General features: G+C 49.8%; 17 protein-coding genes. 8 read left to right on the top strand and 9 right to left on the bottom strand.

All coding sequences use genetic code 11. From position 1 onward, the window contains the following. Window positions 1-203: 203 nt before the first annotated feature. The 6 genes from LARV_RS06715 to LARV_RS06685 all read left to right on the top strand — a co-directional run bounded on the left by LARV_RS06715 (window position 204) and on the right by LARV_RS06685 (window position 6,119). Complete coding sequence (locus tag LARV_RS06715; RefSeq protein WP_075072913.1) at window positions 204-2,882, top strand: LuxR C-terminal-related transcriptional regulator; 2,679 nt, start codon at window positions 204-206, stop codon at window positions 2,880-2,882. Between the two features lie 175 nt (window positions 2,883-3,057). Then, window positions 3,058-3,333, top strand: a complete 276-nt coding sequence (locus LARV_RS06705; protein WP_075072911.1) for a hypothetical protein — start codon at window positions 3,058-3,060, stop codon at window positions 3,331-3,333. Window positions 3,334-3,386: 53 nt separating this feature from the next. Then, entirely contained in the window at window positions 3,387-4,073 is a 687-nt protein-coding gene (locus LARV_RS06700; RefSeq protein ID WP_075072910.1) for a DUF4386 domain-containing protein, read from the top strand. Window positions 4,074-4,087: 14 nt separating this feature from the next. After that, the gene (locus tag LARV_RS06695; RefSeq protein ID WP_152031735.1) at window positions 4,088-4,690 is read left to right on the top strand and encodes a hypothetical protein; all 603 of its coding nucleotides are present in this window, start codon (window positions 4,088-4,090) and stop codon (window positions 4,688-4,690) included. Beyond that, window positions 4,657-5,676 (top strand): NAD(P)-dependent alcohol dehydrogenase, encoded by a 1,020-nt coding sequence (locus tag LARV_RS06690; protein ID WP_201785887.1) that lies wholly within the window; start codon window positions 4,657-4,659, stop codon window positions 5,674-5,676. Before LARV_RS06695 ends, LARV_RS06690 begins: the two co-directional genes overlap by 34 nt. Window positions 5,677-5,690: 14 nt before the next feature. Further along, window positions 5,691-6,119, top strand: coding sequence for a DUF3795 domain-containing protein (locus LARV_RS06685; RefSeq protein ID WP_075072907.1), 429 nt, complete (start codon window positions 5,691-5,693; stop codon window positions 6,117-6,119). Between the two features lie 324 nt (window positions 6,120-6,443). Here LARV_RS06685 and xylB read toward each other — a convergent pair whose 3' ends face one another. From xylB to LARV_RS06645, 8 genes are all read right to left on the bottom strand, one after another. Then, window positions 6,444-7,940, bottom strand: coding sequence for a xylulokinase (gene xylB, locus LARV_RS06680; RefSeq protein ID WP_075072906.1), 1,497 nt, complete (start codon window positions 7,938-7,940; stop codon window positions 6,444-6,446). Window positions 7,941-7,943: 3 nt separating this feature from the next. Next, a complete protein-coding gene (locus LARV_RS06675; RefSeq protein WP_075072905.1) occupies window positions 7,944-8,831 on the bottom strand; it encodes a hypothetical protein in 888 nt (295 codons plus the stop codon). Between the two features lie 48 nt (window positions 8,832-8,879). Next, window positions 8,880-10,046, bottom strand: a complete 1,167-nt coding sequence (gene xylA / locus LARV_RS06670) for a xylose isomerase (protein WP_075072904.1) — start codon at window positions 10,044-10,046, stop codon at window positions 8,880-8,882. A gap of 9 nt (window positions 10,047-10,055) precedes the next feature. Continuing rightward, on the bottom strand, window positions 10,056-12,200 hold the full coding sequence (locus LARV_RS06665) for a glycoside hydrolase family 3 C-terminal domain-containing protein (protein WP_075072903.1): 2,145 nt from the start codon (window positions 12,198-12,200) through the stop codon (window positions 10,056-10,058). A 117-nt stretch (window positions 12,201-12,317) separates the two neighbouring features. Beyond that, window positions 12,318-13,187 carry a carbohydrate ABC transporter permease gene (locus LARV_RS06660; RefSeq protein WP_075072902.1) on the bottom strand — a complete coding sequence of 290 codons (870 nt, stop codon included), beginning with the start codon at window positions 13,185-13,187 and terminating at the stop codon, window positions 12,318-12,320. 13 nt (window positions 13,188-13,200) lie between these two features. Beyond that, window positions 13,201-14,145, bottom strand: a complete 945-nt coding sequence (locus LARV_RS06655; RefSeq protein WP_083522381.1) for a carbohydrate ABC transporter permease — start codon at window positions 14,143-14,145, stop codon at window positions 13,201-13,203. A 195-nt stretch (window positions 14,146-14,340) separates the two neighbouring features. After that, window positions 14,341-15,705, bottom strand: a complete 1,365-nt coding sequence (locus tag LARV_RS06650; RefSeq protein WP_075072901.1) for an extracellular solute-binding protein — start codon at window positions 15,703-15,705, stop codon at window positions 14,341-14,343. A gap of 201 nt (window positions 15,706-15,906) precedes the next feature. Then, entirely contained in the window at window positions 15,907-16,926 is a 1,020-nt protein-coding gene (locus LARV_RS06645; RefSeq protein WP_075072900.1) for a LacI family DNA-binding transcriptional regulator, read from the bottom strand. A gap of 860 nt (window positions 16,927-17,786) precedes the next feature. Between LARV_RS06645 and LARV_RS06640 the strand changes: the two genes are divergently transcribed. Next, window positions 17,787-19,241 carry a PIG-L deacetylase family protein gene (locus tag LARV_RS06640; RefSeq protein WP_083522379.1) on the top strand — a complete coding sequence of 485 codons (1,455 nt, stop codon included), beginning with the start codon at window positions 17,787-17,789 and terminating at the stop codon, window positions 19,239-19,241. An 8-nt stretch (window positions 19,242-19,249) separates the two neighbouring features. Then, window positions 19,250-20,182, top strand: coding sequence for a heparan-alpha-glucosaminide N-acetyltransferase domain-containing protein (locus tag LARV_RS06635; protein ID WP_075072898.1), 933 nt, complete (start codon window positions 19,250-19,252; stop codon window positions 20,180-20,182). A 256-nt stretch (window positions 20,183-20,438) separates the two neighbouring features. Here LARV_RS06635 and araD read toward each other — a convergent pair whose 3' ends face one another. Then, the gene (gene araD, locus LARV_RS06630) at window positions 20,439-21,128 is read right to left on the bottom strand and encodes an L-ribulose-5-phosphate 4-epimerase (protein ID WP_075072897.1); all 690 of its coding nucleotides are present in this window, start codon (window positions 21,126-21,128) and stop codon (window positions 20,439-20,441) included.

Below are 21,128 nucleotides of genomic sequence, written 5' to 3'. Positions count from 1 at the left end.
TGCGGCGGACTCTGCCGACGCTTGCACCTGCTGCCAGTGCAGGTGTCAGCCGACCTGACGAACTCTGGTCGCGAAGCACCCTGTAAAGGGTCCATGCTTGCCGGGCACGCTGCGGTCCTACAAGGGGATGTTATAACTAATCGATGTGCGTAAAGTATCTTTATACTTCCCTTAAATAGGTGCGATGTATAATCAATTTCAGGATGTCTGCACCTATTTTAACCACCAAGCTATATCTCCCCCCACCTCGGTCCAGGGTTGTCCTCCGTCCGCGCTTGATAGAGCGGCTGAACGAGGGTCTTCTGGAAAGCCGCAAACTGACTCTCATCTCCGCACCCGCCGGCTTTGGAAAATCTACGCTGGTCAGTGAATGGATTGCCAGTTGCGGATGTCCGGTTGCCTGGTTGTCACTGGATGATGGGGATAATGACCTCACACGCTTTTTGGTGTACTTCATTGCTGCTCTGCAGACAATCTCACCAACTATCGGTGAAGGAGTTTTGGGTTCGCTCCAATCCCCCCAACCGCCGTCCACGGGATCGATTCTGTCAACCTTGATCAATGAGATCTCCATCGTCCCCGATATCTTTATCTTCGTCTTCGATGACTACCACTCCATTGATTCCAAACCAGTTGACAAGGCTCTCACCTTTCTGATTGAACATCTTCCCAAGCAGATGCGCCTGGTCATCACCACACGAGAAGATCCAGATATACCCCTGGCAAGGTTACGTGCCCGAGGTCAATTAAAAGAACTTCGCGCTGGCGATCTACGCTTTACCCTAGAGGAAACCGCCGAATTTCTCAACCAGGTAATGGATTTGAACCTTTCGGTAGAAGATGTAGAGGCACTGGAAACCCGCACCGAGGGTTGGATTGCCGGCCTTCAGTTGGCTGCGCTTTCCATGCAAGGACAGTCAGACGCCACCAGTTTTATCAAGACCTTCACCGGTAGTCACCATTTTGTGCTGGATTATCTGATGGAGGAAGTACTGCAACAGCAGACCAAGAGCGTCCAGGCATTTTTACTGCGCACATCGATTCTCGAACGCCTGTGTGGTCCCCTTTGTGACGCAGTTCTGCTTGCCCCCTCTGGTTCTGGACAAGAAACCCTGAAATATCTCGAACACGCCAACCTGTTCATAGTCCCCCTGGATAACGAGCGGCGCTGGTATCGCTATCATCATCTCTTTGCGGATTTGCTGCGGCAGCGACTGCAACAGAGCGCCTCCTCGTCTGCAGGAGGAGATGGGATGAATGTGGCCGAACTGCACAGCCGGGCTAGCCAGTGGTATGAAGATCATGACCTGGATATTGAAGCTTTTCAGCATGCGGCTGCCGCAGGTGAAGTTGACCACGCCGTGCGTCTGATCGAAGGAAAAGGAATCCCCCTGTACCATCGCGGTGCATTGGTTCCTATTTTAGATTGGTTGGAGTCGTTGCCAAAACCAGAACTTGATAAAAGACCGGCGTTATGGTTGATGTACGCCAGAGTGTTAACGTCCTCCGGTCAGGCGAGCGGTGTCGAAGAAAAACTTCAGGCTGCTGAAACTGCTTTGAAAGACGCCGAGTTGAGCGTCGAAACCCGGGACATTATCGGATGTATTGCCAGCAACCGGGCTACCCTGGCGTACACTAAGTACCAACCAGACGAGGTCATTGTTCAGGCGCAGCGCGCATTGGAATATTTAAGCCCTGACAACCTTCCGACCCGTACAATTACCACCTTCACGTTGGGGGTAGGCTTTATGCAAAAAGGGAACCGCCCTGCAGCCATCCAGACTTTTTCAGATGCCATTTCCATCAGCCAGTCAACTGGACACACCTTCGTGACTTCCCTGGCCACAATGGCTCTTGGCAATATGCAAATTATGCAAAATAATCTCTACACGGCTGCTGAGACTCACCGGAAAGCCTTGCAACTGTTTGGCGCTCAACCTTTGCCAATTGCCTGCGAATCACACCTCGGCCTGGCCCAGATATACTACGAATGGAATGACCTGGATGCTGCTGAGCAGCACGGTCTGCAAGCCCTTCACCTGGCTCGACAATATGAAAGAGTAATTGACAGATACATTCTCTGTGAGGTGTTTCTCGCCCGCCTGAAACTGGCTCAGGGAGATGTGGCTGGTGCAACCGCCATGCTAGAGGCGACCGAGCAGGCCGTTCGCCAGGATAATTTTGAGTATCGCAAACCTGAAGTTGCAGCCGCGCAGGTACTGGTGCTGCTAAGACAGGGTAAGCAGGCGGCAGCCGCTGTTCTGGCCGGAAAATATGCACTCCCGCTCAGCCAGACGCGTATATTCTTGGCCCAAGGTGAGACCTCAAAGGCGTTGGCACTGCTGGAGTCCTCGCGCATGCAGATGGAAGAAAAGGGTTGGCAGGATGAACTGCTCAAGGTGATGGTTCTGCAGACAATCGCCTTGCAAGCACATGGCGAAATGGAAAAGGCTGTGCAAGTGTTGGGTGAAGCGCTGGCTCTGGCAGAGCCGGGAGGCAATATTCGTACCTTTGTGGATGAAGGCGAAGCGATGCGGTTGTTGATTGAAAAACGATCGCACAGTCGAAACCATCCACAGAGCGGTTATGCGGACAAACTTCTGGCTGCCTTTACACAACCAGTGGTTGCGCCAAAATCAGCCCGTCCTGGCCAGGCCAGGGAAATCATTCATCAAAAATCAGACATGATAGAGCCTTTGAGTGAACGTGAGCTTGAAGTGCTCAAGCTGCTGCGAAGCGATTTAAGCGGACCGGAAATCGCTCGACGACTGAGCGTATCGATTAACACGTTTCGCACCCACACCAAAAACATTTTCATTAAACTGAGGGTCAACGATCGCCGGGCAGCAATCCGGCGCGCCGAAGATCTGGAACTATTCTAGCTGGCCCGATATTTCCATCCCCAGCCCCGGCAGGTGTCCTAAAAACATCTGGTGGGGCTTTATATTTTCACTAAAATCACAACCCCCAATCACATCATGTTGTGATGACACCTCACAATATCGGGCGGTATCCTTTTGGCAGATAAACAACGAAAGGAATAACGCGAGACTCAGCATGAGAGACAACCAATCTGCCGACAACGTAAAAAATAACCAGCAACCGTGCTATGAAATCCGCCTTAAGGGACACCTGGACAGTCAGTGGAAAGACTGGTTTAGCGGCTTGACCATCACACTTGAAGAGAATGGCACGACGCTTCTTTCCGGCCCCTTGGCCGATCAAGCCGCATTGCACGGGTTACTCAAAAAAGTGCGTGATCTGGGTATGCCATTGGTCTCGATCAGTCCTGTTGAACCTGACCAGACAGATGGGACAAATATCAGATCTTAATTTGGCGTTGCCGGCTTGTTTACGCCAAAATCAACCCCAGTAAGGAGATAAAAATGAATTCAATCCATAAAATTGCCAGAACCGCTGGCCTTCTGTATCTGCTTTACATTCTCACCTCGGTTGTTGCCAATCTATTCGGCAAATTTGTGTTCGTCGAAGCCCCGGTCACTGTCAATCACATTTTGACCCATGCAACCCAATTCCGCATTGGTTTTGTGATCAACCTATTCTCAGCCGCTATTTTCCTTATGGCAGCCTGGGCTTTGTACGTGCTCCTGAAACCGGTGAATAAAGACCTGGCTTTACTTTTCCTGTTATTTAATGTTGCCGGTTTTGCGGTCTGGTTATTCAGTTCGCTCTGCCTGTTTGGCAGCCTGGTGATCTTGAACGGGCCAGAAGCCATCAAAGCTTACCAACCGGATCAACTCCAGGCGCTGGCAGTGTTTTTCTTCGGTTTATATAAAACCGGGGCCTTTATAGCGCAGGTGCCTTACGGGGTCTGGCTTTTTCCACTAGGTTACCTCGTTCTTAAATCGGGATTTCTTCCAAAGATTCTCGGCATGTTGTTGATCGCGGATGGAATTTGTCAATTCGTATATGTCTGCCAGCGTTTGATCCTCCCTGATCTCGCGATCATCGCTTACCCCTGTTTGGTGATCAGTTTTATTGCAGAAGTATCCCTGGCCTTGTGGCTTTCCATCAATGCGGTGAAACCTCGGTTATCCGTGAATCCTATCTAGAGAAAAGAGTAAAGATGAAAAATTCAAAAGGAATCTGGAAAAAGACTGTCGTACTGACCCTGGTGGGAGACCTGGCCTTCTGGCTGGCGAACTTCGCGATTTCAAGAACTAGCATTGCAGCGGAATACAGGGCTGCCATGTCAATTTCCTATTATCCAATGCTCCTGGAATCCTTGATTGGCGGTTTGACCATAGGGTTTGGGGTTAGCTATTCCTTGTTATGTTTCTTTGACAGGATCCCAGTAAAGGATCCAATTCTTAAGTCAGTCACATTAAGCGCGGCTGCGTTAGTCATCGTCACGATCCTGCCTGGAGGTCCTTCGAGTTTTTATGCGACGAATAATGTCGTGCGGTATTTCATCATCAGCACTGTGATTAACGTGATCCGGATACTTGCTCTCGGACTTGCAATAGGCTGTGTGTATAAAAGAAAGTACAAAAACATGGGCCATTTCGTAGTTGCAGCGCGACCAGTTGGTTTGGATGAAGGGCACAATCATGGTATCCCAGGTCACAAATCGAAGCAAATGGCAAGCATCACATCAATTCGTAAAGCGACTGGCAATTTTGCCAGGAGCATGGATTGTTTATTCGAAAAACAAAAAAGAAAGGTGTGAAATTGAAAGCAATCATCTGCCCGCGATATGGCTCGCCGGATGTTCTTCAATTGCGGGAGGTTGAAAAACCCGTTCCGCAGGAAGATGAGGTGCTGATCAAAATTCAAGCCGCATCCATCAATTCCCGCGATCTACATTTCCTGCGGGCGAAGCCGTTCTTCGTCCGCCTTGCTCCGGGAAGCTTATTTCACCCCAAGAATCCTATCCTGGGAGCTGATTTTGCCGGCTGGATCGAAGCGGTTGGCCACAAGGTCAGGCTATTCGCACCCGGTGACGAGGTGTTCGGGTATCTACCCAGTACAACCGGTCGCGGTACTTTTGCAGAGTATGTATGCGCCAGTGAAAGGTTCTTAACCCTTAAACCTGTCACCCTATCCTTCGAACAGGCAGCAGCGGTTCCCTTGACGGCGATGACCGCCTTGCAGGGCTTGCGCGATAAAGGGAATATTCAACCCGGACAAAAGGTGTTGATTAATGGCGCATCGGGTGGCGTTGGCACGTTTGCGGTGCAAATTGCCAAGGTGTTTGGGGCGGAAGTCACCGCTGTGTGCAGCACGCGGAACCTCGAAATGGCGCGCTCTCTTGGAGCAGACCATGTCATCGATTACAAGAAAGAAGATTTCACTAAAAAAGGGCAGCAGTACGACCTGATCCTGGCTGTGAATGGAAATCATCCAATCAAAGATTACCTCCGTGTATTAAAACCGAATGGATCTTATGTCGTTGCCGGGGGTTCTATACGACAACTCATCCAGGCGGAGAGCACCAACAAACACATTTCAAATCAACAAAAAATCAGAATTCTTTCCCTGGAACAGCACAGGAATGATCTACTCTTTATCAAAGAATTACTTGAACCAGGAGCTATCAAACCGGTGATTGATGACTGTTACCCGCTTAAGGACACCCCCGAGGCATTCCGATACTTCGAGAAAGAACATCCAAAGGAAAAAGTCGTAATTGATGTATGGCCCCCTAATTGTTAACACGGAGAGGAAACATGGACTACGTTCTGGATGGTTATTGTGGTGTGTATTGCGGTGCCTGCCCCATCTTGTTGGCGACAAAAACCGGGAAGCTGGAAGAGGATCAGCAGTGCTACGGATGCAAAAGTGAGAAACCTACAGGGTTTTGCGAAACATGCGGGATCAAAGCGTGCGCTATAAACAAGGAGTTCGAATTCTGCATTCAATGCAACAAATTGATGGCTTGTGACCTCATGCTTAAATTCAGGTCGGACACACAGTACCCTTATGGGCAATGTGTAATGAAGAACATGGAATTGATTAAAGAGATTGGCCTTCCGGCATGGCTGGAAATGCAAAGCAAACGCTGGCGTTGCGAGAAATGCGGCGAACCCCATTCCTGGTATCACGAGACTTGTTCTCAATGCGGTCAAACCGTGAAAGACTATAAAGCGGAACTATAAAGGGCACTGCCGTAACCTCCGGGTGACGCCAGCACCCGGCGCGGCTGGAACGCCTGCGTGAGGGTGTGAGTCAAAATCCCGAATCCGTGCCGCCGTTACGCCTTACGCGAAGCGCATGGGTTTGCTTGGGCGAGTTCTACAATTAGCCGACTTGACGAACTCTAGGTCGCGCAGCCCCCTGTAAAGGGTCCATGCTTGCCGGGCACGCTGCGGTCCCACCAGGGGACGATATACTTAATCGGCGTCCGTACAGTATCTTTTTCCATGGGTTAGCCAAGCGTCATTCTTCGAACCTGGTTTTCTTGACGTCGAGATCGATCAATCTCAACTTCCACCCATCTTCCGAAATGTGCTTTTTAGGGTTGGATAGAGGTCCCGATAAATTTCATACCCCTTTCGATATGAATCGACCTGAGCGCCATCCGGATTTTCTTTTCCGGTAATCACAATCGCTGCCCTACATGCAGCATCGACATCCTTCCAATTACCTGCACCAACCCCGGCAAGCAGTGCTGCCCCGTAAGCCGCCCCTTCCGTTGTGTTCACTGTAACAAGTTCGGCTTCCAGAACGGATGCCAATATTTGGCGCCATAAGCGGCTTTTCGTTCCGCCGCCGGAAGCGCGGACTTGGGTAATCTCACCCAACCCGGCATTCTGGATCAATGTAAAACTGTCTTTCAGCCCGTAGGCCACGCCCTCCAACACGGCGCGGGTCAGGTGTCCACGTCCGTGGCGTACGGTCAACCCGATGAACGCCCCGCGCGCAAATGGATCCGGATGCGGGGTACGCTCGCCGCTCAGGTAGGGCAGGAATTGCAGGCCTTCACTCCCGGCCGGAATCGATTCGGCTTCCTTCACCAGCTCATCGAAACCAACGCCCGGCGCGAGCGTGTCGCGGTACCACTGCAAACTGCCTGCCGCCGAGAGCATCACGCCCATAAAATGCCACATTCCCGGTACGGCGTGGCAAAAGGCGTGCAGGCGACCTCCCGGCTCGACCAACGCCGCGGGAGTGGTAGCAAAGACCACGCCACTCGTCCCGACCGTCAGCCCGACAACACCCGGCTTGACCACGCCCATCCCGACCGCACCGGCGGCCTGATCGCCGCCGCCCGCCATAACGGGAGTCCCGGTCAACAGGCCGGTCGCTTCCGCGGCCGCCGGCGTCAGCCGTCCGGTGATTTGGGGCCCCTCGTACAGGGGCGGCACCCAATCACGCGGAATGTCGAGGGCAGACAAAACTTCCGTGCTCCAGTCGCGCCGCTGCAAGTCCATCAGCACGGTACCGGCGCCGTCAGCCACATCCATGGCAAACTCACCTGTCAGCTTGTAGCGGACGTAATCCTTCGGTAAAAGCACATGCGCGGCTCGAGCATAAATCTCCGGTTCGTTTTCTTTAACCCACAGAATTTTTGGAGCGGTAAAGCCGGTCAGGGCGACGTTGCCGGTGATCTGGATGAAGCGTTCTCTGCCGATCCGCTGGTGAATTTTATCGCACTGAGCCTGGGTACGCTGGTCATTCCAGAGGATCGCTGGACGTAGGACATTCTTTGCCGCATCCAGCAGCACCAGGCCATGCATTTGACCGGTCAAGCCCACACCGAATATCTGCGAAGGATCAATCTTTGATGCATCCAGAACAGCCCTGATGGACCGTTGGGTCCCGTTCCACCATAGCGCGGGATCTTGCTCGCTCCACAATGGATGCGGTGTCTCGAAGCCATAGGTGGTGGAATGGACTGCGATCACTTTCCCCGCGGAATCGATCAGCAGGGCCTTGGTGGCTGTGGTGGAAACATCGATACCAAGAAAATAGGGCATCGTTTACTCCAATCCGATTTTTTGCAGGATTGCCTGTATCGCAGATTCATCATTCGGCAGAGGAATATCTGGATGCAGTTCCCAGGTTTCCGTATGCGTAATGGAGGCATCGGGCTCGATCCGAACCAAGGGCGCTAAGGTCTCCAGTTCCAGAAAGGACTGGTTGCAATAGCATTCGCTGGAGCAGCCGTGATCGGGGTAGCGCCCCTGCGAATCGAAGGCTGCCTTTTTGACAAACAGCACGCCATCCATCCAGTATGCCAGCCAGCCGCGCGGATTTGGGAAACCGACCTTGAGCGGCGTCTGCATGTTTGCATGCAGAAGAATGTATTGGTTCCCCAGATCAAGGCACGGGGATGAAATATCCGTATACGGCCACAAGGAGAGAATCCGATTTGGCAAGAGCCCGGTTTGCGCACCGGACTGGGGGAGGATGGCCAATCCGCCTGTCCGGAACTGAGTGATCGCCCAGGGAGCGTATTCCACCGGCAGGCGTTTTCGATTCGTGAGCCGGTGCGTCAGGGTCAGTCTCGCCTGCTGCGGGTCGAGGTGCAGCAGGATGGACTTCTCCACACCCGTCTCCGCTTCCACCACCTTGCGGATCAGCAGGCCGGCTTCTGACGAGGTGATCACCACCGCCTGGTCATCGAGGGCATAGCTGAGCAGCGGGTCCTCCGGCGCCAGCCACAGACGGTGCCCGCCAAAAAAGTGATACGGCTTGCCATCCGGGCGTTCGGTGATGACATCCGGCAGTTCCGCCAGCAGGTTCTCACCTCCGCGGAATCGAAGGGAAAGAATCCGCGGTCCCAGTGCTTTCGGCACCAGGATCTGCAGAAGATCATTTTCCAGCACAATGCATTCGAGATCGTTAAAGTTGGTCGTTTTCACCATAGGATATGCAAAAGGGAGGGAGGATCGACCCCTCTCTCCCTTCCTTATCTACCGACTACCCAGCAGCAGGTCGATGGTGAGCTGGTCCAGCCGCTCGTATTTCAATCCGCGGGAGGCGATTGCAGCGCGGTCGAAGGGCTGCGCTTTGAGGGCAGCTGCCTTAGCCGCCGAGTACTTCCCGAGGAACAAGTTCATCGCTCCATCATCCGCATTGATCTCTGAAACGAGAGATTGGATCTCTTTGTCTGCATTCCACTGTTTAGCCTTATCTTTCAGCATAAGATAGGTGCGTATGCAGCCACGGGCAAAGTCTTTCACGCCATCATAGTCCTCGGTGCGGTAGGCATGAGCATCGAAGTGGCGTGAGCCGGCATAGCCGACATCCTCAAGGAACTTGACCAGGAAGAAGGCTGCCTTGAGATCACGCGAACCGAAACGCAGATCCTGGTCGTAGCGACCGGGGTACTGGTCATTCAGGTCGATATGGAAGAGTTTCCCAGCTTCCCAGGCCTGAGCCACGCTGTGCATGAAATTGATACCGGCCATATGTTCGTGAGCCACCTCAGGGTTGACGCCAACCATTTCAGGATGATCGAGCGTGGCAATAAAAGCCAACATATGACCTGTGGTGGGATTATAGATATCCCCGCGCGGCTCGTTAGGCTTGGCTTCGAGGGCGAACTTCAAATCATACTTTTTTTCGAGCGCATAATCGCACAAGAAATTTATGGCCTCACGGTTGCGCTTGATGGCGTCGACCGGGTTTTTACTGGCGTCCGTTTCCGTACCTTCGCGACCTCCCCAGAGAACAAAGATCCCGGTACCGAATTCTACACCGAGGTCGATCGCTTTCATGGTTTTTTGAAGCGCGTAAGCTCGAACTTTTGGATCGTTTGAAGTAAATGCCCCGTCCTTGAAAATCGGGTCATAAAACAGGTTGGTGGTTGCCATGGGAACAACCAACCCCGTATCTTTTAATGCTTTTCGGAATTCGCCTTTGATTGCTTCCGTTTCGCCGGATGTTGCATCGATGGGGATCAGATCATTATCGTGAAAATTAACCCCGTAGGCCCCTACTTCTCCCAACATATAGACAATTTCTGCGGGGGTTTTCGCTTCGCGGATTTCACATCCGAACGGATCTCGACCACGATTCCCGACGGTCCATAATCCAAAGGTAAATTTATCCTCGGGTTTGGGTTGATAAGTTGCCATAAATTCCTCCTATTTGACTTCGAAAAAAGCGATGACAGGTGATGGAGCGCCCAATTCCTGGCCGCGTTTACCGGGTGAGCACCCGCCAATTTCCAGTTTAAATTCTCCGGGTTCAAGCGTTAGTTTGCCATCATCATTATAGAAAGACAGCATGTCTGGTGTCACAGAAAAACGGATGTCCCGGCTCTCTCCAGCTTCAAGCGTGACTTTCTCGAATCCGATCAGGTGATGAAGCGGCACAATCGTCGATGCTTTGAGATCGCTCAGATATAACTGCACAACTTCTGCAGCTCGCCGATTGCCCTGGTTGCGAAGGGTGACTTTGACGGGCAAAACCTCGCCTGCTTTGATCGACTGTTTGTCTATCTGCAAGTCCGTATACTCAAATCGGCTGTAACTCAGGCCAAACCCAAAAGGATAAAGCGGTTCTTCGGTTGAGTATCGGTAAGTGCGCCTGTTCATGCTGTAATCATCAAAAGCAGGCAGTTGATCCAGCGATTTTGGGAATGTCAGCGGTAGCTTGCCTGAAGGAGAAGTATCACCAAACAGAACATCGGCCACCGCCCTACCACCCTCCATTCCGGGGTACCAGATGAACACCACGGCGTCCACCATGTCTTCGATCTCTCCCAGGGCAATGGGGCTGCCTCCGGTCAAGACAAGCACAATCTTTACGCCATGAATGGCAAGCTCTTTAATGTAGTTCGCCTGGCTGGCCGGTAAGGAAATACTACTCCGATCGCCATTTTGCGGAGAGAGCAAAGACTCACCTTCTTCACCTTCGAGAAACGAAGAAAACCCCGCGCACACGATTGCCAGATCTGAGTTCTGCGCCATGGCCGGTGCCCAGGTTTCCTTGATCTCCCTGGGATGTTTCAACATGGCGCCCGAGTGGTATTCCATTCCCATGCCTTCAGGAACTCGACCGGTGATCCCTTCAAGCAGCGTCACCATTTGATTGTTAAATCCATAATAATTGCCCAACAGGACTTCCACGCTGGTTGCCGTAGGCCCCGTGACGAATATTTTCTTGGTGGTAGGTTTGATCGGCAGGATGTTGTTCTTGTTTTTCAGCAGCACCACCGCTTCGGCAGCCGTCTGATATGCCAATTGCCGGTGAGCTTCGCAGCCCACCACATCGGTGGTGATGGAGGCATAAGGCACTTCTTCAGGCGGGTCGAACATGCCCAACTTGAAGCGGGTGGCAAGGGAACGCTCGAGCGCCCGGTCAACATCCGCTTCTGTGATCAATCCCCTGGCAATGGCTTCAGGGATCTCATCGAAAACATGATCGCAACCCAAATCGCAGCCGTGTTTCAACGCCAGTGCAGCGGATTCTGCCGCATCTTTTGTTACCTTGTGGCTTTGATGAAAATCCGCAAGCGCCAGACAATCGGAGACCACATGACCCTTAAACCCCCACTGGTCGCGCAGAATATCTTCAAGTAGTAATTTGCTGGCGCAGCATACCTCACCCAGGATTCGATTATACGCACCCATTACAGCTTCGACATCGGCTTCAACCACCAATTTCCTAAATGCAGGCAGGTATGTGTCAAAAAGTTCACGTTTGGTAACAATGGCGTTGAAGGTATGACGATCTTTTTCTGGACCAGAATGAACCGCTAAATGTTTGGCACATGCGGCAGTTTTCAGGTATTTTGGATGATCACCCTGCAGTCCGCGAACGAATTCGGCTGCCATTTCGCCTGTTAAGAATGGGTCCTCTCCCCAGGTTTCCTGTCCGCGCCCCCAGCGCGGGTCACGAAAGATATTCACGTTTGGAGACCACATATTTAGTCCCTGGTATTGGTCTGTGTAGCCGTTACGGCGCAAGGCGGCATGATATTTTGCCCGGCCTTCATCACCGATGGCAGAGGCAACCTCGCGGATTAAATTCTTGTTCCAGGTTGCGGCCATGCCGATTGCCTGCGGAAACACCGTTGCCTTTCCACTTCGGGCAATCCCGTGAAGAGCTTCACTCCAATAGTTATATCGAGGAATATTGAGCCTGGGTACACCTTTTGATTCATGGCCCATCAGACCAACTTTTTCTTCCAATGTGAGACGACCGACAAGATCCTTTACCCGTTCGGAAACCGATACCGATGAATCCAGATAAATTGGCTTCTCCGATGTAGAAATAATGGTCATGAAATGCTCCTTAGATCAAAGACTCCAAATAAATTCCCTTTAGTAGATACAACCAATGACAGGATGGTTATCGTAAACCGATCGTTGACAAGGATTGCATTATTCGCATCAAGACGATTACCCTTTGACTGCTCCGGCCGTCAAGCCCGATACGATCTGTTTTTCGGCAAAGAAGTAAAAAATAATCGTCGGAATGGATGACAACGCCACAAATGCTGAGATCAACGCTAAATCCTGACCGTATTGACCCTGGAATTGCATGACTCCTAACGGCAAGGTCCACAATGAATCGCTATTGAGAACCACAAGTGGAACCAGCAGATCGTTCCAACTGGCAATCATGACCAACGCCGCCACAGCTGCCAAGGATGGTTTGACTAATGGGATCATAATGCGCCAGAAGAAATCAAAATTGGTGCAGCCGTCGATATAGGCGGCATCCTGCAAATCCTGGGGGACTGCTGTGAAGAATCCACGCAGAATCATAATGTTACCCGACAACTGGAATGCGGCTTGCACTAAAATGACACCCGCCAGGCTGTCGATCACATTGATGCCGAATTGTTCCATCTGCCTTAAGACGAAGTAGACCGGTAAGATCGCCACGTTAATGGGAAACATTAAACCAAGGGTGAAAAGATTGAAAAAGAAATTCTTGCCTCGGAATTCCATGCGTGCGAAAACAAAAGCGACCAACGCACACACAGTAACAGTAATCGTCGTGGTCGACAACATGACGATCAAGCTGTTTTTCATCAATCGCCAAAAACTGGACGTCGACAATATGCCGATGATATTATCCCAATTGGGCGGATTGGGAATCGAGTAGGGATGAGAATACATCTGCCCCGTGGTTTTTACACTGCCAAAAAGCAGGATCACAATGGGAATGAAAACCAGGATTGACGTAATCGTAAGGATGAGATATTGAAAAATCCTTGGAACACTCTTCTGCATCCAGCGAGGGGTGGGGATGATTTTTCGCATGACGAGGCCCTTTCTATAAACCGGTAAGATAATCAGGTTTACGGGTTAACTGCAGGTAAACAAGTGAGAGAATCAGACAGATGATGAACATGATGATCGCGACTGCCGACCCGTATCCGAATTGAAATCTGACAAATCCAAATCGGTACATATAGGTCGCCATTGTCTCACTGGCGTTTACCGGTCCACCCCTTGTCATTATCCAAACCAAAATAAATTGCTGAATGGATCCTAAAACTGACATATAGACTGAAGTTTTAATTGTGCTGCTCAACAACGGTATGGTGATGAAAAAAAAGCTTTGAATAGAATTCGCGCCATCCATGCGTGCAGCCTCTTCAATTTCCGTAGGAATGTTCTGAAGCCCGGTGAGATACAAAAGCAAGTGAAAACCAAAGTATTTCCACGTCAGGGAAATAAAGACTGCGATGAGAACCACGTTCAAATCTGCGAGCCAATTTACAGGGTGCAAACCCAATTGAACCAAAATGCCGTTAATAAATCCGCGTTCCGGATCGGGGTTGTAGAGCAACATCCACATGATGCCCGTATTTACTTCTGAGAGCACATAAGGTAGAAAGAATGTCGTCCTGAACAGCGCTCTACCCGGCAGGTTGCGCCCAACCATGTTTGCCAGGACGATCGCCGCGGGAAGCTGCAGCGCCAAAGATAGCACAATAATAATCAGGACGTTTTTTACAGATTTTAGAAATACTTCATCATCAAGGATCTTTATATAGTTATCCAAACCTACATTATTAACCGCTGCCCCCAGACCTTTCCAATCAAAAGTGCTGTAGTAGATTGAACGGAATATGGGATAAATCACAAAAAGCAGGAAAATAATGAGAGCCGGCAGCAGAAAAAGAACGATAACCAACCGATCATTCACACGACGCGAGATGCGTGAACCTTTCTTAGGCAGGATAGAATTTTGAGTGGCGGAATAGGATTGCATTTTGCTCTTTCTCTGCGTCTGGTCTATTCGGGCGTCCGGGAAAAATCGACCTTACAAATACAGCCCCATAGAAAGCGTCTGCTGGGTTAACTTCATGTCGATAAATACACCTGGGGAAATGATCGTTCAAGTTTCTGACAGGTGCGGGTTGGCAAGTAAAGCCTCCCACGCACCTGTCAGACCTGGCAAAGATGGTTATTGTGCCAAGAAACCGGCTTCGATTTCGGCGCAGACTTCTTCAGGCGTTGCTGTTCCAGCGAAGATCTTCTGTACTGCGTCATTGATGATGCCACCCATAGCGGGGGGTAACACCTGGTCAAAATACAGTTGATAGTAGGTGGAATTGGCAACTGCATCCGATACCAACACCATGTTGGGATCGGCCAGAGCTACGCCGGCGCCCTTTGCCACCGGGATACCGGTGTTGGAGGCGGCGATGACTTTCTGATTGTCAAGAGAGGTGAGGTATTTGACGAAGTCAATGGCTTCGGGTTCAGCGTTGGCGCCGATGGCAAAACCATTACCGCCGCCAACAATATCGGTCACGAGCCCTTTGCCACCCTCAACTGCCGGGAAGGAGAACATGCCGAGGTTCTTAACACCAACCAAATCGGCGCTGTTGGCAGCCTCAACAGAGGGAGACCATTGTCCACCAAGTTCCATGGCGGCTTTGCCATTGCCAAACGTGGCGTTCATTTCATCGTGGGTCGCGCCCAAGAAACCTTCCTGGAAGTAGCCGCCATCGACGAGCTTCTTCAGTTCATACCCAGCCTTAACAAAAGCTTCGTCCTCAAATGTGCCGGTTCGGGCATCGCCAGTTGCAGCAGCGGCGGCGAATGCATCAGCGCCACCAATACGGGAGACGAGATAAGCCCAAATGTGCATACCGGGCCATTTGTCGCCTTCGCCCACCGAGATCGGGGTGATGCCGGCAGCTTTTAAAGTTTCGCAGTCGGCCAGGAATTCTGTCCAGGTGGTGGGAACCTGTTTGATTCCAGCCTGGGCGAAGAGATCTTTGTTGTACCAGAAGGTAACCGCGCCCATATCCCAGGGAACGCCGTAGTTCTTACCATCCACAGCGAAGGCGTCCAAGGCACCGAGGCTGTTGCGCCATTCGCCGCCATTGGCGTCAAGATCTGCGGTGATGTCTTTCAATAAACCGGCGTTTACCTGCTCGATCATGCCACCCTGACCCCAGGATTGGAAGATATCGGGAACTTCACCTGATTGCATCACGGTGGTCAGTTTGGTTTTAAAAGCTTCGTTCTCAAGGACGGTGATCTCAATTTTCACATTGGGATGGGCAGCCATATAATCATCAGCCATCTTCTGCCAATCCGAAAGAGCAGGGTCCTTGGTGGAAATGTGCCACCAGGTGATGGTCACTGGTTCGGCAGCAACTTCAGTTGCAGGAGCATCCGTGGCAGCAGCTGGAGCATCAGTGGCAGCAGCAGGAGCATCCGTGGCAGCAGCTGGCGCCGCTGTAGGGGTTGCGCAGGCAGACAGCAAAAAAGCTGCAATGAACACAACGCTGAGTAAAGAGCACAACTTACGAGCCATGATTCTTCTCCTTTTCAGGTTACTTACACGATATAATTGAGACGTGCGGAGAAATCCTCCACACAAATCGGCAGGTCTTCTTTTAGCTCACCAGGGTCAAAGAGAAGACCTGCTATTCATGCAATTGTTTGAGTCTCCTTACCTCCCTTCTCCTTGAAATTCAATGACTCAAAATTTTCGAGCATTATTTGAGTATTTATTTCATTTCATGGGTTCTAGTGCACGACAGGAATTTCGAACCACCAATCGTGTTTGCATGCGATAAGTCTGCTGATCCAGAGGAATTCCATTGATAATCTTGATCAACATTTGCGTGCCAATATATCCCATTTCAGAGATAAATTGATCCACTGTGGTTAAGCCCAGGTATTTTGATTCGGGGATATTGTCAAAACCAACCAGGGAGAAATCTTCTGGGATGCGCAGCCCCATCTCCTCGGCAACTTGAAAAACACCCATTGCCATCTGGTCATTGGATGCAAAGATCGCCGTAGGACGATTTGGCAATGAGAGTAACGTTCGAGAACAACTGATGCCCGTCTCTGTTGTGAAATCGCCTGAAGCGATCAATTCTTCGTCAACAGGAATATTGGCGTTTTTAAGGGAATCACGGTATCCGAGCAAACGACGGTTCGAACTTTCAAGTTCGATACGCCCACCGATATACCCAATCCTTCTGTGCCCCAGTCCGATCAGGTATTCCATTGCTTCCATGGAGCCCTGATAGTTGGTGGCGTGGATGGAAGGATTTGTCGGATTGCTCATGACCGGATCGATGGAAACGATGGGTTCATCGGTATTGAATTCACCCACTACGGGCGCAACAATGATTACCCCGTCAGATATGGATTTGGTTAACAGAGAAACATATTTTCTTTCATGGTGTGCACGGCCGCTTTTGCGCACGTTACCTGTTGTGTAAACCAGAAGATCAAATTCCGATTCCGCAATTGCCCGGTTCACACCCTTCATGACTTCAATTGCAAAAGGATAAGCAATATCCGGCATGATTAAACCGATCAGGTTCTTCTTCCGGCTTCTCATGCTGCGAGCGGCCAGATTGGTGGTGAAGCCCAATTCTTCAATGACTGAAAGGATGCGGTCCTGGGTCTCTTTGGCAACATCGGATTTGCCATTTAACACCCGAGAAACTGTGGAGGCGGACACGCCAGCATCCCTGGCAACATCTTGTATGGTTACAGATTGTTTTTTATTGTTCATGCGGGGGGACCTTTTCGGTATCGATACCGGTAACGATACCGGTATCGATACCGATATTATGACATGCATCAAACAGAAATACAACTATTTTTAAGGTTAAAAAATCATCCAAATGACGGTATTCTTACCTCCCGATTCATTACAACGGATGATTCAACGCAAGGCCAATTGTCACGTGGACAGCTCGTCCCGAGCTGTTTTTCATTCTTCGGTTCGCGATGCATGGAAACAGGCACAACATTTTACGACCGCTGTGCGCAGGGCTCGCGTCCGCGGCCCATTGGGCAATGAAAAAAGGAGCGGGTAGAGGATTCACCTGCCCGGATGGCCAATCCTTTGGGTGAAAGAAACCATCTTTCAGGTACTGAGGGTGGCATAACGACCAAATTCTACTGTTCACCTGTTCCTGCTTCGCCAGCGCAGGCAAGATGGACCTTGCAAGTGGAACGGAATACCACCAACAAACCAAGACCTTTCGCATGAAGTACATATTTCTAGCCGGAAGGATCATCAGAATGGCAAGAAGTGTTGTGTAGAAACTCTCAAGAAAATATCCTTATCAAGATAGCTAAGCTAAAAGTCTTTCCTGAAAAAACCTGTTTCTATTTCCCAATTTGTTGTTTGTAAATGAACCAGACCGAGAAAAAGCATTTCCACATTCGTTTATGAAATTTATCGCTAATATGCCGTACAATGGAGGGAACTATGCTTTAATTTATTGTGTTCAGCCACAACCTTCACCCTTCTGGGATAAATTTGTCGGTAAAAACCATCGGATGTGGAATTTCAGAATTGTTAGCATCTCTTTTTTAGCGAAGATTAACGAAAAAGCGAGAGATGCTATTATGAAGGGATAAACGATGACGGCCTTAAAAGGAAAATGCCAAAGACTTTGTCTGAAACGCAGCTTTAAGGTTGTTCTAGCTTGTTTAGCAATTGCTCTTGTAGGCTATGGAGGAGTATGGTTGATATTTTGTAAAGTCAATTCGGATTATTATCATACTCTACCATTAATGCAAATTCCCCAGGCAAGCAGAGTTCTGGTCGTAGCACCTCATAATGATGATGAGATGCTGACTGATTCTATTCTAATTAAACGTCTTCTTAGTCAGGGCAGCAAAGTTTATTTCGCAATTATTACTAACGGAGACGGCTTCACGCCGGACATCATGCTTAGCTCAAAGAAACTGAACCTGACGGGCAGCGACTATATTCGATTGGGGCAACTTCGTGAGCGTGAGACAATTAATGGCCTTGCCTTATTGGGCATTCCACCTGAAAACATTCGATTCTTTGGATACCCGGATCGTGGGTGCCAGGAGATGCTACTTTACCACTGGTTTATTAAGGCTCCTTACTTTGACCCCTGGACAAGATCAAGTGTCGTTCCGTATGAGAATAGTAATGGCGATATGCCTGCACTAGCAGGTGAGAGTCTGTTTAAGGATATTAAAACTGTTCTTAATGAGGTTTCGCCCGACCTGATCATCATGCCGCATCCATATGACGAAAATCTTGATCATGCATCGGTTAATGCCATGATGCAATTTGCGCTACGCTCCCTTGGAATGGATGGCATACCTCAGTATCTATATCTCACACACCATGCCTTCAACACCTGGCCCCAGGCAATGTATCCTCGAAACGCGGGACCGTACCTTGTGCCCCCCGTCAACTTGCGCTTATCGGTTACTGAATGGCAGATTCTGCCCATCACAGCAGAAGACAAACAATTGGCTCTAAATGTCATTGACCAATATCCCAGTCAACTGATTGTTGATAACAAGTATCTTCATTCTTTTGCGCGCGATAATGAACTATTTGCAGTTTATAAACAGCCGGTGCTCCAATATGGCAAGCATACTGGCGACCAGATACGACCCTCCGTGGACAACCAGATTTGCGTCACTCCTACCGGCAGCATTTTTTCGCGTTCTGCTGACGATGCGAAGCATATTAAAGCCCTCTATGGGGAAATATCTACGGATGGAATCTTACATCTAATGCTTGAAACGATAGGGTCTGTTAATCCCAAAGTTATATATCAATTTATGCTGATTTCCGAAAGTAATTCAGGGGAAATATCACACTCGACCATCACCGTACAGAACGGACAGGTCTATACAGTCGGCTTCGATTCTTCGATTGATTTGGTTCAAACAAACGAAGCTTGGATTCATCTCGCAATACCGTATTCCGAGTTTGTCGATACAAAATCATGTATTATTCAGACCTCGGCATCCATTTTTGAGCGCGTCGAATCCAAGACCATCTGGCAGGAACTGATATTTCCTCCCCAAAACGCACTTCCGTAAGATATCGCATGAAGCGAATATTGAGTTGGGACCGATATCGTGGCTTTGCAATCTTATTGATGGCGGTGGTTAACGACCTGGCCACAGCCAATGGCATTCCTGCTTTTCTGAAACACGCGCCAGGCATTGGATACACTCTGGCTGATGTTGTTGCGCCTATGTTTATCTTTGCCATGGGATTGACCTTTATGGCATCCTTCCAAAAGCGATATGCCAATAATAAAGTCGATGCCTATGTTTCTATGATAAAGCGCAATCTGGCATTTATTGGTCTGGGAGCAATATTTAGCGGAGTCGGCGTCTATTTTGTACAAGGAGCAGATTGGGGAGTCCTTCAAGCACTCGGTGTATCGGGGCTTATGTCCCTTGCGGTAATTCGTTTGAAACCAGTATGGCGCACCTTGATCGCGATGGCAATACTCGCAATCTATCAGTGTTCGATAACCTATTGGCTTTCAGAACAGGTTTTAACGCATCTCCATGGCGGGATACTGGGTGCCATTTCCTGGGGCGCGATGCTGATATTGGCGACCGTTCTACTTGAGATGTATTCTCAAAAGAAGCTAACCATGGCTTACGCCGTTTTATTGCTTGCTTTGGGGGGACTCGCTCTTTCCCCCATTGCACCCATTTCCAAACACCTCGTTTCTGCGAGCTATATATTAGTAAGCTTGGCGTTATGTGGCGCGATATTCGGGGCGGTAGATGCGATAGGACGATGGTTTCATTTAGAAGAACGCCGAGATTTTTTGTGTGACTGGGGTGAAAACCCCCTGGTGCTTTATTTGGCGCATTATGCGCTTATCGGCTTATTCCATATTCCAAACCTTTGGTTTGAGCCTCCAGCGTGGCTATCTTTGATAAGAACCTTGGTGATGTTGATTCTGCTCAATTATTTAGCTAAATTCTTGCACAGAAAGAAAGTACATTTTTCGTTTTAGGGACTTTAAAAAAGATAAAAGGGGCAAACTGAAGAACTCGGATCACGAAGCACCCTGTAAGGTATCCACGCCTGCTCATGCTGCGGTTTTTCAAGGGGATGATATTGCCGATCAGCGTTCGTATCGAATCGGTTTTACTTGGTTCGGCAGGTCATTAATTGCAGAATGTATTGTCGAACAAGATACTCTAGGTGATCGCTGTCAATTTATACAGAATAGTAAATTCCTCCCCTGATCTTTATATTTTGCGTTTTTATCACCTCTGTCCATAATAGGCATTTTTCCCGTGTTTCCTGAGGAAGTGTTTATCCAGGAGTTCTTTCTGCATGGGCAGGAGGCCTGAATTGAGCATCAGTGCATGGTATTGCATAAAGGCAACTTCCTCCAGAACCACCGCGGTCTCGACAGCTTTTTCGGGCGTTTTCCCCCAGCTGAAGGGGCCATGGTTTTGGAAAAGAACCGCCGGAATCGAATCGGGATCAAGGGACAGGAATGTCTCGATGATCACCTTGCCCGTTTCCATCTCATAATTCCCGGTAATCTCAGCGGAAGTCATGTGCCGGGTGCAGGGAATTGTGCCATAGAAATAATCTGCATGCGTTGTGCCTGTTGGTTCGATCGGTTTACCGGCCTGAGCAAAACTGGTCGCCCAACGACTGTGAGTATGCACGATGCCACCAATGTTTGGAAATGCTTTGTAGAGTTCAATATGCGTTGGTGTATCGGAGGAAGGATTGAGTTTGCCCTCTATTGTTTTTCCGTCGAGGTCAACGATTACCATATCCTCCGCGGTCAACGCTTCATATTTCACACCTGATGGTTTGATCACTACGAGCCCACTGGCACGGTCAATCCCCGAGACGTTACCCCAGGTGAACTGAACAAGTCCGAATTTAGGTAGAAGCAGGTTGGCTTCCAACACTTGTTGTCGTAATTGTTCCAGCAT

It is taken from the genome of Longilinea arvoryzae (genome assembly GCF_001050235.1).
In the GTDB taxonomy this organism is placed as follows: Bacteria; Chloroflexota; Anaerolineae; order Anaerolineales; family Anaerolineaceae; genus Longilinea; species Longilinea arvoryzae.
This window is presented reverse-complemented; position numbering and strand designations above follow the sequence as displayed.